The sequence below is a fragment of the Flavobacterium sp. B330r genome (assembly GCF_056824325.1).
In genome coordinates, this window is record NZ_CP124860.1 from 2,726,313 (window position 1) to 2,739,460 (window position 13,148).

11 protein-coding genes are annotated in these 13,148 nt (G+C 35.6%); 4 read left to right on the top strand and 7 right to left on the bottom strand.

Features of this window, described 5'->3' with window-relative positions:
• Positions 1-340 precede the first annotated feature (340 nt).
• Both QLQ95_RS12225 and QLQ95_RS12230 read right to left on the bottom strand, forming a co-directional pair.
• Entirely contained in the window at positions 341-700 is a 360-nt protein-coding gene (locus QLQ95_RS12225; protein WP_095928534.1) for a hypothetical protein, read from the bottom strand.
• A 6-nt stretch (positions 701-706) separates the two neighbouring features.
• On the bottom strand, positions 707-2,188 hold the full coding sequence (locus tag QLQ95_RS12230) for a helix-turn-helix domain-containing protein (protein WP_482503964.1): 1,482 nt from the start codon (positions 2,186-2,188) through the stop codon (positions 707-709).
• Between the two features lie 197 nt (positions 2,189-2,385).
• Between QLQ95_RS12230 and aceB the strand changes: the two genes are divergently transcribed.
• Together aceB and aceA are read left to right on the top strand one after the other, a co-directional pair.
• The gene (gene aceB, locus QLQ95_RS12235) at positions 2,386-3,987 is read left to right on the top strand and encodes a malate synthase A (protein ID WP_482503966.1); all 1,602 of its coding nucleotides are present in this window, start codon (positions 2,386-2,388) and stop codon (positions 3,985-3,987) included.
• 165 nt (positions 3,988-4,152) lie between these two features.
• Positions 4,153-5,433, top strand: coding sequence for an isocitrate lyase (aceA, locus tag QLQ95_RS12240; RefSeq protein ID WP_482503968.1), 1,281 nt, complete (start codon positions 4,153-4,155; stop codon positions 5,431-5,433).
• 82 nt (positions 5,434-5,515) lie between these two features.
• Here the strand turns inward: aceA and QLQ95_RS12245 are convergent, their stop codons facing one another.
• From QLQ95_RS12245 to purT, 3 genes are read right to left on the bottom strand one after another with little or no spacing between them, the layout of a single operon-like run.
• Positions 5,516-6,091 (bottom strand): Crp/Fnr family transcriptional regulator, encoded by a 576-nt coding sequence (locus QLQ95_RS12245; protein WP_073407828.1) that lies wholly within the window; start codon positions 6,089-6,091, stop codon positions 5,516-5,518.
• Positions 6,091-6,411, bottom strand: a complete 321-nt coding sequence (locus tag QLQ95_RS12250; RefSeq protein ID WP_095928538.1) for a DUF6370 family protein — start codon at positions 6,409-6,411, stop codon at positions 6,091-6,093. Before QLQ95_RS12250 ends, QLQ95_RS12245 begins: the two co-directional genes overlap by 1 nt.
• A 3-nt stretch (positions 6,412-6,414) precedes the next feature.
• The gene (gene purT, locus QLQ95_RS12255; RefSeq protein ID WP_482503970.1) at positions 6,415-7,575 is read right to left on the bottom strand and encodes a formate-dependent phosphoribosylglycinamide formyltransferase; all 1,161 of its coding nucleotides are present in this window, start codon (positions 7,573-7,575) and stop codon (positions 6,415-6,417) included.
• A gap of 683 nt (positions 7,576-8,258) precedes the next feature.
• Here purT and QLQ95_RS12260 point away from each other — a divergent pair.
• Entirely contained in the window at positions 8,259-9,020 is a 762-nt protein-coding gene (locus QLQ95_RS12260; protein WP_320492777.1) for a hypothetical protein, read from the top strand.
• A 40-nt stretch (positions 9,021-9,060) separates the two neighbouring features.
• Here the strand turns inward: QLQ95_RS12260 and QLQ95_RS12265 are convergent, their stop codons facing one another.
• Entirely contained in the window at positions 9,061-10,929 is a 1,869-nt protein-coding gene (locus QLQ95_RS12265) for a peptidase U32 family protein (RefSeq protein WP_320492778.1), read from the bottom strand.
• 235 nt (positions 10,930-11,164) lie between these two features.
• Positions 11,165-11,620 carry a ferritin-like domain-containing protein gene (locus QLQ95_RS12270; protein WP_320492779.1) on the bottom strand — a complete coding sequence of 152 codons (456 nt, stop codon included), beginning with the start codon at positions 11,618-11,620 and terminating at the stop codon, positions 11,165-11,167.
• A gap of 359 nt (positions 11,621-11,979) precedes the next feature.
• Here QLQ95_RS12270 and QLQ95_RS12275 point away from each other — a divergent pair, with 359 nt between their 5' ends.
• Entirely contained in the window at positions 11,980-13,038 is a 1,059-nt protein-coding gene (locus QLQ95_RS12275; protein WP_320492780.1) for a serine hydrolase domain-containing protein, read from the top strand.
• Positions 13,039-13,148 lie beyond the last annotated feature (110 nt).

Genomic DNA, 13,148 nt, shown 5'->3' on the forward strand with positions numbered 1-13,148 from the left:
AGGATTTCCACTTCTATCGGGGCTAAATTAGAAGTTTTAGTTTTCAGAAGAAGTTATTTACCACAAAGTCTGTCATTTCGACGAAGGAGAAATCTTCGCAAGTAATTCTACAAAGATTGGAAATTATAAAGTCTTTTTTATCTTCAAATTAACCACACGGTTTGTCATCCTGAGGAACGAAGGATCACAAAAGAAATTCCGCTTGCATAATCGTCAATCTTTGTGAAGTCTCGAGTGTGACCTTTCGTTCCTCAGGATGACAAGATTGCGTTGAGCGATTGCGTTCAAAGAAAATAATACTTTGCACCTTCGCGTCTTTGCGAGATTATTAAAAAGAGAATTACTTAATTCTAACCAATTTCCCTTTCCCAACCACTTCATCAAGATAATTCGCAGAAGAACTTTTCTTATCATGCATGAAAAAAGGAATCGTATCTTTTTCGATTTGGTCTTTTGGAATACTGATAATCAAATCGGTATTAATGAAATTATCCAGTAGTATTACATTGCCATAAGAAACTTTTCCTTTCGGCAAATATTTGTTATCAAAAGCAAAAATGCTGTCCTTAAAAGTAATTTTATCTTTTAGGATATAGGCATTATCATCTTCAATCAAATAATTGTAGCGGCCATTAAGTTTATCTGTTTTCTGGTTGAAGTTAATGAAAAACAGCGTGATTAGTAAAGCAAAATATTTCATGGCATTCTAACTATATTGATTCATAAATTGCTGTACAACAGCATCTGTATTCTCGTGGCGTTTTTTTCTTTCTAAAACAATTGGTGGGGCAGCTCTTTCTAAGCAATCTTTAACGGCACAAGTCTCACAAGTTACACCAACAATTCGTTTCACCAAAGGTTTTCCGTCTATGAATTTGAATTTCTTTTTCATGGTTGGATTAATCAAAATTCCAACAGAAATACTTCGAATGGTATCATGCAAGAAAGGATCTTTTGTCGCCGATGAAAATACTAAATATTCGTTGCCGCTATTGGCATAACTCGATATTTGAGCATCAAAAAAATGAGATTTATTTTGTTTGATCGCTTCGTCAATTGTTTTTACCGAAACCCATCTTCTGCAATAATGCTCATTGGTTTCGTTGGCATGCGGTTCCTGCTGATGTGTAATATGCAACTCTTTATTGATCTGGTAAAAATCAGAATCGATTTTATGTGATAATCTTAAAAAGAATAAGTTTTTCAACTGAAAATCTTTCGGTAACAAATTGGTTAATCGCTGATAAAAAGATTCAGGCGAAACTTCAAAACTTTCAATTAACTGAACAAATTCTTCGGGTTTTGGATTTTCATTTTCTAAAAAAGAATTGATTTTATCTACGACTAATTTTCTCGGCAATAATAAAGCGCCAGCAAAGTAAGAAGCATAAAAGTTATGCAAAACCTGATCGAAATTTTCAAACTTAATCCAGCTGAAAGTCAGTAATCGATCGGATATTTTTAGATAATTATAAGCAATTTCTTTAGCCAAAATAAAAGCTTTCTGTGGAGCGTCCAATTCGGTAGAAAGCAATAAAGTTTTGCTTGTTGGAACATAAATAGAACGCAAATCGCCCAAAGCTTCCTGATCTGTAAAAACGATTTCTTTAATGTTGTATTCGTATTCTTCTTTTAAAATCGCTTCCAGTTCTTCAACGCTGATTTTAGAATCCAGATTAATCTGAAAAGACTTTGAAAAAGCAATTACTCTTTCTTCTAAATCTTCAAAATAATTACTATGCGCTTCCTGATACGAACGTAAAGCAGCCAAAAAGAAACTTTCTCGGCTTAAATTATAATGCTGTGCAATTTCTATTATCGTACTAATAAATGCATTGACTTTGGCCGGAGCGTTGGCAATAATATCAATTAAATCGGCTTCTTGGATTCCAAAAAGCTCTAGTGGAATCTCTTTTAAAATTCCAGATTTCAAGATTTCGCCAATCGGAGCGAGATTGTTGTCGAGTTTTAACGACACCATTTGGTCGTAATTCACGTCCAAATGTTCGCAGAGAAGTAAAATTTTATCTGTTTTTGGATATTTTTTTCCCTTTTCAATCTCGTTTAAGTACGATTTTGAAAGATTGGTCAATTTGGCCAAGCCAAAAAGAGACAGATTTTTTTGCGTTCTGACTTGCTTCAATTTTAATCCGAAGATCAGCTTTATATAGTCTTTTTCGATATCCATGAACCAAATATAAGTATTCTAAAAATAATCGCCAAAAAATTATTTTTCATTTTTAGCGAACGTTCGCTTGTTTTCTAAAAAACTTTTTTCTAATATTGTGGTGTAGAAAATGTTAATTATCAGTTTGTTATGGATTTGTGTTTTTGAAAAATATAGAATCGATTCAATTACTGCTAATGAAATTAAAAACCACAGCTATGAAAAACCAATTAGAAATTACCGAAACGGCAATGGAATTTTTAGCCGAAAAGAAGCTTCGTTATCCAAAGATCTGGACAGAAGAAGCCATTGTTTTTATAACTGAATTGCATAGAAAATTCGAATCACAGCGAAAACTATTGCTTTTACAGCGTGAGCAGAAACAAGTCACTTTTGATCAGGGAATTATGCCGGTTTTTACTCCTGAAACTAAAAGCATCAGAGAAAGTAATTGGACAGCTGGAGAAATTCCTAAGGACTTACTGGATCGAAGAGTAGAAATTACTGGCCCAGTTGACCGCAAAATGATTATCAATGCTCTGAATTCGGGAGCCAAAACATTTATGGCCGATTTTGAAGACAGCACTTCGCCAACTTGGCAAAACCTGATGGATGGGCAAGTGAATTTGATTGATGCCGTAAAAAAGACAATTACGTTTACAGATTTGGTTAAACAGAAATCCTATCATTTAAATGAAAAAACAGCAACGCTGATTGTTCGCCCAAGAGGTTTGCATTTGCCAGAAAAGCATGTTTTTATTGAAGGAAAAGAAGTTTCGGGTTCTTTGATAGATTTCGGACTGTATGTTTTTCATAATCATAAACGACTTTTGGAAAATAATTCTGGCCCCTATTTCTACATTCCGAAATTAGAACATTATCTGGAAGCACGCTGGTGGAATAACGTAATTGATTTTACCGAGGATTATTTGAAACTGAAAAGAGGAACTATAAAAGTGACGGTTTTAATTGAAACCATAACAGCAAGTTTTCAGCTGGATGAAATTATTCACGAATTGAAAGAACATATTGTTGGCTTGAATTGCGGACGTTGGGATTACATTTTCTCATACATCAAGAAGTTTAGAAAAAATCCAAAATTCATTGTTCCAGATCGCGATCAGGTAAATATGACTTCGCCTTTTATGAATGCCTATTCGAATTTGGTAATTCAGAGATGTCATAAAAGAGGAATTCATGCGATTGGCGGAATGGCAGCACAGATTCCGATTCGAAACAATGAAGAAGCCAATGCAGTTGCTTTCGCAAAAGTAAAAACCGACAAAGAGCGTGAAGTTCGAAACGGTCATGACGGAACTTGGGTAGCGCATCCAGATTTGGTTGCGGTTGCAAAAGATATTTTTGATAAAGGAATGCCAACTCCAAATCAGATTCATATAAAAAGAGAACATCGAAAAATTACAGAAGCCGATTTGATTGAACCACCAATTGGAATCATCACTGAAAATGGTGTTCGAAAAAATATCAATGTTGGAGTTTTGTATTTGGCTTCCTGGCTGAACGGACAAGGCGCTGCAGCATTGCATAATTTGATGGAAGACGCAGCAACGGCCGAAATTTCGAGATCGCAATTGTGGCAATGGCTTCAGAATAAAGTGCTTTTGGATAATGGACGAAAATTAGATTTGGCTTATTATCATGAATTGGCTTTAGATGAATTCAGAAAAATCAAAGAAGAATTAGGCGAAGAAAATCATGAAAAACAACAATTTCCATTGGCTGAAAAAGTATTGGAAAGATTAGTTGTAAATCCAGATTTCGTTGATTTCTTGACGATTCCGTGTTACAAATACTTATAAACTTTTAAAATCTGCTCAATCTGCCAGATCTGCGAGCGAATAATTTTTTCCCCGCAGATTTTGCAGATCAGGCAGATAAAATGAGAAAAGTTAGTCCAGTTAAACTGAAAACTAAAAACTGCGACTGAATACTAAACTTACGAACCACTTTAACTAAACTATATTATGAAAACAACAGAAGACAGAATTCAGGAATTGATTAACGATTGGATTACAAACCCGAGATGGAAAGGTGTTGAGCGTCCTTACACCGCAAGCGAAGTAGTAACGCTTCAAGGGTCTTATAAAATTGAGCATTCTATTGCGAAAATGGGTGCAGAAAAATTATGGAGAAAGTTAAAAAGTCAGGATTATGTTGCGGGGTTGGGGGCGTTGACTGGAAATCAGGCAATTCAGGAAGTCGATGCGGGTTTAGAAGCGATTTATTTAAGCGGATGGCAGGTTGCTGCTGATGCAAATCTGGCAGGCGAAATGTATCCTGACCAATCACTTTACCCAGTAAACAGCGTTCCGATGGTGGTTAAAAAAATCAACAATGCGTTGTTGCGTGCCGATCAGATTCAGATTGTAAACAATATTGAAGATAAAAAAGATTATTTGGTTCCGATTGTAGCTGATGCCGAAGCAGGTTTTGGGGGAAACCTGAACGCTTTCGAATTAATGAAATCGATGATTGAAGCGGGAGCTTCTGGAGTTCATTTTGAAGATCAGCTCAGTTCTGCTAAAAAGTGCGGACACTTGGGCGGAAAGGTTTTGGTGCCAACTCAGGAAGCGATCAACAAATTAATTGCAGCGCGTCTGGCATCAGATGTTATGGGTGTTTCAACTTTAATTTTGGCAAGAACAGATGCTGATGCCGCTAATTTATTAACGAGCGACGCAGATCCAAGAGACAGAAAGTTTTTAACGGGCGAGAAAACGCCTGAAGGTTTCTTTTATGTAAATAACGGAATCGATCAAGGAATTGCAAGAGGTTTGAGTTACGCACCTTACGCCGATTTGATCTGGATGGAAACTAGTAATCCAGATTTAGATTATGCTAGAAAATTTGCAAAAGCAATGAAAAAAGAATTCCCAGATAAAATGCTGGCTTACAATTGTTCACCGTCTTTCAATTGGGCAGCAAAATTATCAGTAGCCGAAATGGAAACATTCAGAGAAGATTTGGCTGCAATGGGATATAGTTTTCAGTTCATTACTTTGGCAGGATTCCATGCTTTAAATACGAGTATGTTTGAATTGTCTAAAGCGTACAAAGAGCGCGGAATGGCAGGATATTCTGAATTGCAGGAAAGAGAATTCGCTTTACAAAAAAACGGATTCAGAGCAGTAAAACATCAAGCTTTTGTGGGAACTTCTTATTTCGACGCCGTTCAGAACACAGTAATGTTAGGAAAATCAGCAATAACCGCAATGGAACATTCTACAGAGGTTGAGCAGTTTTAATTTTTTTTTCCGCCACGAATTCACGAATTTTTATTTTCAAAGATTATAAAAAAAATAATTCGTGAATTCGTGGCGGAAATTTTTATTTCTTCAAAAGTCGAGCTTTCATTTTACTAAAGAATTCCGGTGTTACACCAATGAAAGAAGCGATTTGTTTTTGAGGAACTTTGTGTACCAATGTTCCGTATTTTTTTGTGAATTTTTCAAAACGTTCTTCCGCAGGTAAACTCAAATTGTCCATTAATCTCTGCTGATTCGCAACCAATGAATTTTCAATTAAAATTCTGAAAAAACGTTCCAGTTTCGGAATTTCAAGATACAATTGTTCCTGATTTTCTTTAGACAAAGAAACAACTTCTGCTTCTTCCAAAACTTCAATAAAAAGCTGACCTGGTTTCTGTGAAAAAAAGCTGTACATATCGCTCATCCACCAGCCTTCGCAGGCAAACGATAAAACATGTTCAACAATATTGTCGTTGATATTGAAACTTCTTAAAATTCCAGAGTTTACAAAATACGAATGTTTGCAGACTTCGCCGGCGTTTAATAAAAGCGTTTTGGCTTTGTAAGTGTTCGTTTCTAGTTTAGATAAAAAAAGCGCCTGTTCTTCTGGTGTCAGAGAAACGTGTTTGGCAATGTTTTCGAGAATTAATGCCATTATTTTTTATCGTCGATTAAAGTAAATGAAGTTGCTTTAAATCTATCTCCTTTGATTTCTCCTGTAACTAATGCTTTACTGATTGCATTGCAAAAACCTTTTTCAGCGTGAGCATCTCCGTGATCGTGAATCGTAGTTCCGTCCACGAAATAGCTTTTTCCGTCAATGCGAACGGCTAAATCACAGCTTTTGCCTTTCATACCAAATTGGCATTCTCCGCAAGAAGCTTCAACGATTGTTGGTTTGTCAAATTTCTTTTTGTCTTGCGCCTGCGCCGAAATTCCAATAAATAGGAAAATCATAAATATAAGTTTTTTCATTTTCTAAGAGTTTACAGTTATTAATTTTGCCGTTTCTTTGGCACGCTCTATTACTTCGTTAATTGGAGTTGAAAGTGTATCGTGGCTTAAAACCACACCCATTCTGCGGTAAGGTCTTGAAGTTGGTTTTCCGAAAATCCTGAAATCGGTTTTGGGTAAAGCGGCTACTTTTTCGATTCCACTAAAAGTTGGATTGGCTGAATCTTCAGATGCTAAAATTACGGCGCTTGCTCCAGTTTTTTCTAAAGTAATTTCGAAAATCGGAAGACTTAAAATCGCTCTCAAATGCAATTCAAATTCGTTAAAATTCTGCGTTCCTGCTAAAGTTACCATTCCGGTATCATGCGGGCGGGGAGAAAGCTCAGAGAAATAAACGCCTTCACTGGTCAGGAAAAACTCAACGCCAAAAAGTCCGGCACCGCCAAGTGCTTCCGTAATTTTTTCTGCCATATCCTGAGCTTCATATAAATCCTTTTCTGATACCAAAGCTGGTTGCCAACTTTCTTGATAATCGCCTCTTTCTTGTCTGTGACCAATTGGAGCGCAAAACAAAGTTGGGTTGTTATTTTGAGTAATCGTTAAAAGTGTAATTTCTGAATGGAAATCTACAAAAGCTTCTACAATAACTTCGATAACATCACCACGAGAACCTGCAACAGCATATTGCCATGCTTTTTCGATATCGCTTTCTGTTTTGATTGTAGATTGTCCTTTTCCTGAAGATGACATTAAAGGTTTTACCACGCAAGGAATTCCAACTTTTTGAACGGCTTTTTGCAGTTCTTCTGCAGATGTTGCGTATTGATATTTTGCTGTTTGTAACCCCAATTCTTTTGCTGCTAAATCGCGAATGGCTTTACGATTCATGGTAAAGTTTGCCGCTTTTGCTGAAGGAACAACAGTGATTCCTTGTTTTTCGTAATCGTAAAAACGCTCGGTACGAATAGCTTCTATTTCTGGAACGATAAAATCGGGTTGGTGTTTGGCTACGATTCGGTCCAGCGCTTCGCCGTCGAGCATGTTGATGACTTCAAAGCCGTGAGCAACCTGCATTGCCGGTGCATTTTCGTAACTATCAACTGCAATTATGGTTTGTCCGATTCGTTGTGCGGCAATGACAAATTCTTTGCCTAATTCGCCTGAACCTAGGAGTAATATTTTCATTTTGGAGTAGTGTATTGTTTGAGTAGTAAAAGTAGGGAAAAATGTTTTTAACCACAAAGCCTATTCGCATGGATTGGTGTAGAGACGCACTGCAGTGCGTCTACGTAATCTAGGTTTAACCGCAAAGTTCGCAAAGGATTTACGCAAAGCTCGCTAAGTTTTTGTTTTCATAAGTTGAGATGAGTTCGTAAAGGTTTTACGCAGATTTTGCAGATTTATTTTTTGTATGAGATTTTAATTTTAAGACAAAGTAACCATGTAGTTTGTCATTTCGACGTAAGGAGAAATCTTCGCGAGTCGCTCCGTTCCAATAAGCCAATCTTTGTCGAGTTTCTTGCGAAGATTTGCTTCGCCCGTTCGCTATCGCTCGGGTCTCCTTACGTCGAAAAGACAAGATTCGGAGAATTACAAGCGTAAAGGTTCTTTTGGAGCCGTTTGCGTGAGGGATAGAAGTGGAAAGCCCACAGCCTGACGAAGGAAGTGCGAGGACTTGTAACGGATAGCCCGACCCGGAGGGGCACGCCCAAATTTATATATTTTTATTTATGAATAATGCCTACAGATATCTGTGGAAAATTCAGGTTAAATTAATTCAGGAATTTTGATGTAGGCATTAGTATATTTCTATATTTGCTCGCAAAACAAATAATAATCATAAGATGAGAATAAAATTTATTTTAATAATGAGTGCATTATGCATTACATCGTTTGTTCATTCACAATCGGCAGGACTTACATTTAATTTCGGAATGGGGGAACAAAAAGCTAATGCTGTTATTTTTAAAAAAGACAAACAAAAAGTTAGTGGAATAGTTAATTTTCCTGGGTTTGCCGATAAAAAAGTAAAAATTAAAGTTGGCGAGGAAAATGAAAAATATGCTAGCAGTGATCTTGATTCAATTCAGATTTTTGACGACAATAAAAAATTGTCTTATACTTTTGTAAGAACAAAAACAAAGATTTATAAAAAGAAAGGGACAGAATTTAAGGTTATTGATGAAAACTGGATCTGTAAAATTATTACAGGTAAAGCTTCTCTGTATTTAGGTGGTGAAGAATACGGAATAAAAGAAGTGAAGGTTGAGGATGAAAAAACGAAAGAAAAGGTTAAAGTAAAGAAAATGCAGGTGGTTTCTAAAGAAATAAATCATTATTTAAAAAGAGGTAATGAAGATTATCCTGTATTGGTATCTGTGAGTTCAAACGCCCTTTCTTCCGGCTACAACGCTTTTTTTAAAGAGTATGGGGTTTATTATTTTAGCGACAATGCAGAAATCGCTAAAAAAATTGAAGACAAGGAGTATAAATATGATGATATAGAGAAGGTTGTAGATTTGTATAATGCAAAAAGAGAGAAAAAGGCAGAATCAAAATCAGCATTAAAGGCAACCAAAATAAAGATTACGCCACCTGATTCTAAAACGAAAACAACGAAAAATAAATAAACAAAAAAGCGATACTTAATTAGGTATCGCTTTTTTTATATTAATGAAAATGATCTTCTTCAATTTCAAATTCGGCATCTTTTTCCCAGATTTCCATTTCGCAGGGCTTGCAGTTGAATTTTAGTTTGTATTCCAACTCACCTTGTTTTAAAACCAAAGGTTCTTTTACTTTAACACCAACGATGTCTTTCTGGTGTATTGGGCATTTTTTTAACTCGTATTTGATGCAATATTTGGTTGTCATTACACGAGATTTTCCTGGATCCCATTGTAATTCGAATGCTTTTTCGATTTCGGTAACACCGTGGCGTTCGTAGAATTTACGAGCGGTTTTGTTCGAAACATTGTACATGAAATCCAATTTGGTTTCTGGATACGGATGTGACGTTTTTACCAATTGGTGCTCTTCGCGCACGTAATTTGCCAAACGAATTTCTGATAATTGATCGAAAACATTTCTTCTCATTTCGTTGATTTTTGAAATAGGAAGGAACCAGTTTTGAGAGAACATTACATTGATTTCATCGGCGCTGTAAGGTGTAAAACCTGTTTTTGCCAATTGAACTTTAATGTTTTCTTCGATCGATTCACCAGTTTTAGTTTGTTCTTTAGGATGCTCTAATTTTACTGTACTTATGTTTCCATCTTCGTCGGTAGCGATTAATTCAAAACCGTTTTCGTTTTCTGTAAGCAATAAAGTAGTTCCGATTTTACGGATTGCACTGTCTTCTCTTTCAACAATTTTGATGAAAGCAGCGTCGTTGTTTCTGTAGATGAAAGTCCCGTCTTTGATTTCTTTTAAAACGTTTGGATATACTTTTCCGTTTTCGGCTTTGTTTACGTAGATTCCGTCAGCTTCATTATTTTCGTTGATGAAACAAAGTCCGTCACCGTTATTTAATAATTCGCCGTTTTCGATTTCGTATGCGTTTCCAACAGTTCGAATTAATTTACCAATATATTGTCCTTTTGATTTTGGGCTTTCCCAAGAACCAATAGAACTGTGTCTTTCGTTTACGAAATAATCGGTATAACCACGATTGAAGGTTCTGCTTAAAGTAGAATCAAAAGTATACGTGCATTTTCCTGAAGAGGCTTTAATGTATTTATCACTTCCTTCTAAATAGCTGTCTAGTTTTTGACGTAAATAAGATACGTTATTTTTAACATAAGCAACGTCTTTTAATCTTCCTTCGATTTTGAAAGAAACGATTCCAGCTTCAATCAAATTCGGAATCTGATCTGAAACATCTAAATCTTTTATAGAAAGCAAGTGACTGTTTCGGATTAAAGTATCTCCGTTTCCGTCGATTAGGTTATAAGGTAAACGGCAGTTTTGCGCGCATGAACCACGGTTAGCGCTTCGTTCTCCGTTGGCCACACTCATATAACAGTTTCCGCTAAAAGAAACACATAAAGCTCCGGTTACGAAAAACTCTAGTTCAACATCAGCTTCGTCGTATATTGTTTTAATTTGATGCAAGTTTAATTCACGTGCTAAAACGACACGTTTGATTCCAGCATCTTTAAGGAATTTAATTTTATCTGCATCACGATTATTGGCTTGTGTACTGGCGTGAAGCACAATAGGAGGTAAGTCCATTTCCATAATCGCCATATCTTGAATGATCAGGGCGTCGACACCAATATCGTACAATTCCCAGATCATGGCACGACAAGTTTCTAATTCGTTATCGTACAAAATGGTATTCATAACCACAAAAACCTGTGCGTTAAATAAGTGCGCGTATTTTACCAATTCGGCAACATCTTCAATTGAGTTGTTGGCATTAGAGCGTGCTCCAAATTGTGGCGCGCCAATATATACAGCATCTGCACCACTATTAATGGCAGCGATTCCTCCAATTAAATCTCTAGCAGGAGCTAATATTTCGATTTTCTTCTTCATTTCTAAAACTTTAGACTTTTGTGGTATTCCCGAAAAAAAGTGTGCAAAGGTCTAATAAATTATTCGAGTTTGCTAGTGATGAAGCGATTTTTTTGAAATTGTTAACGCAATATGGAATGAATCGGTTTAATTTTTTAATACTGAATTAATCTGTTTATTCAATGTTATGTATATAAAACAAAAAAACCGCCCAATCCGAAGACTGAGCAGTTTTCAAAAAAAAAGCATGAATCGTTTAGCTTGCTCTCATTTTAATTTGCGATAAAGTATTTTGGATACTATTTAATTGTTTAGAAACAATATAGATCTGATCGTGTTCTAAATGATTTTCTTCTAGTGCTTTTTTGTATTTTTCAACAGCAGCTTCTTCACCTATAATACAAGCGTTTATAATGGATTCTGTGTCGCCGCCAGTAAATGCCGATTTAATATCAATCCAAGCTCGGTGAAGTGCGCCAAGTGGTCCTCCGCCAGAGTTGTCTGTAGATTTTCCTAATTTGTTGATTTGGTCTTGTAATTCTACAATAAACAATGCTCTTTCGCGGGCGTATTCAAGAAAATCGGTTTTTATTGCTGTATTTTCTACATGTTCTGCAGCATCTGTATATCCTAGTTTTCCGTCTTCAAGAATTGAAATCAATCCTTCTAAAGTTTTAACTGCTTCTTGTGTGGTTTCATCTGTATGTATCATGACTAATAGTTTTTAAATTAATACATTACAAAGATGGGGACTTCTAGAATGGAATGTTTTACAGGATTACATTTGGGGTTTTATAATATTGTGGAATGGGAATTTTGAAAGTGCTAATTTGTTTCTCTCGCAGATTCAGCAGATTTTTTATTTTGAAAATGAATTTTCTCGTTTTCCGTTTTGCGTGAGGGATAGCAGTGGAAAGCCCACAGCCTGACGAAGGAAGTGCGAGGACTTGTAACGGATAGCCCGATTCGCCGCGGCGAAACACGCCCAAAAATTATAGAAATTTACTTTCTGTAACCTATAATCAATTGATGCCGTCAAAGCTTTATCAATCAAACTCAAATTATCGCAAAATGAAAACATTCTTAAAATCGTTTATAGTTTTATTTATAATGGCTTTTTCAGGTTTATCGGCTCAAAATCTGGAAACTAAAATAGATAGCTTAATTACTTCAAAGTTTAAACCCGAAAATCCTGGAGCTGTTTTTCTTGCAGTTAAAAATGGAAAAGTGATTTATAGAAAAGCTTTTGGAATGGCTGATTTGGAAATGAATGTTAAAATGAAGCCTGAATTTGTTTTTGAAATTGGTTCGATGACCAAACAATTTACGGCTGTTTCTATTTTGATGCTTGCTGAACAGGGAAAACTGAAGCTTGATGATGAAATTACGAAGTTTATTTCAGATTATCCAACAAATGGAAATAGGATCACATTGCATCATTTGCTGACTCATACTTCGGGAATTAAGGATTTTACGAGTATGAAATCGATTAAAGATATTGCCAGACGAGATTTGACACCTAAAGAATTAGTAGATTTTTTTAAGAATGAACCGATAGATTTTAAACCTGGCGAGCAATATAAATACTGCAATTCAGGATATGTGCTTTTAGGCTATATTATTGAAATGGTGTCTGGGCAGACTTATGAGGAATTTATAACTCAAAATATTTTTAAGAAAATCGGAATGCAAAACAGTTATTATGCAAGCCATGATAAGATTATAAAAAACAGGGTTTCTGGTTATCGTGACAGGAATGGATATGTAAATACAAATTATATTAGTTTTTCTATTCCGTATGCTTCGGGTTCGATCATGTCAACCGTAGATGATTTGCTGAAATGGCAAAATGCGATAAACGCTAATATAGTATTAAGTCCTGTTTACACGGAAAAAGCTTTTACGAATTATAAATTAAATAACGGAACACATATAGATTATGGATATGGCTGGCATTTAGAAAAGGTGAAAAACAAAACAATCCGCGAGCACGGAGGAAGTATTTTTGGTTTTAAATCTATGGGAGTTTATGAGCCAATTGAACAAATTTATGTGGTAGGTTTGAGTAATTGCGAATGTAATTCTCCAACGACTATTACAAAAGATATTGCCACTCTTTTGATTGATTAGAGAAAGTTGATTTTGAACAATCTTTGTCGAATAAGCACATAAAAAAAACAGCTTAAAGTATAAAAGTGATGAAACTTTTGAACCTTAAGCCGTTTTTAATAAAACTTAGA

Bases quoted from the DNA above. Each gene is read 5' to 3' on its own strand.
- QLQ95_RS12265 (WP_320492778.1), bottom strand. From the start codon at position 10,929: ATGAAGAAGAAAATCGAAATATTAGCTCCTGCTAGAGATTTAATTGGA.
- aceB (WP_482503966.1), top strand. From the start codon at position 2,386: ATGAAAAACCAATTAGAAATTACCGAAACGGCAATGGAATTTTTAGCC.
- QLQ95_RS12245 (WP_073407828.1), bottom strand. From the start codon at position 6,091: ATGGCATTAATTCTCGAAAACATTGCCAAACACGTTTCTCTGACACCA.
- QLQ95_RS12225 (WP_095928534.1), bottom strand. From the start codon at position 700: ATGAAATATTTTGCTTTACTAATCACGCTGTTTTTCATTAACTTCAAC.
- QLQ95_RS12250 (WP_095928538.1), bottom strand. From the start codon at position 6,411: ATGAAAAAACTTATATTTATGATTTTCCTATTTATTGGAATTTCGGCG.
- QLQ95_RS12275 (WP_320492780.1), top strand. From the start codon at position 11,980: ATGAAAACATTCTTAAAATCGTTTATAGTTTTATTTATAATGGCTTTT.
- QLQ95_RS12230 (WP_482503964.1), bottom strand. From the start codon at position 2,188: ATGGATATCGAAAAAGACTATATAAAGCTGATCTTCGGATTAAAATTG.
- aceA (WP_482503968.1), top strand. From the start codon at position 4,153: ATGAAAACAACAGAAGACAGAATTCAGGAATTGATTAACGATTGGATT.
- QLQ95_RS12270 (WP_320492779.1), bottom strand. From the start codon at position 11,620: ATGATACATACAGATGAAACCACACAAGAAGCAGTTAAAACTTTAGAA.
- purT (WP_482503970.1), bottom strand. From the start codon at position 7,575: ATGAAAATATTACTCCTAGGTTCAGGCGAATTAGGCAAAGAATTTGTC.
- QLQ95_RS12260 (WP_320492777.1), top strand. From the start codon at position 8,259: ATGAGTGCATTATGCATTACATCGTTTGTTCATTCACAATCGGCAGGA.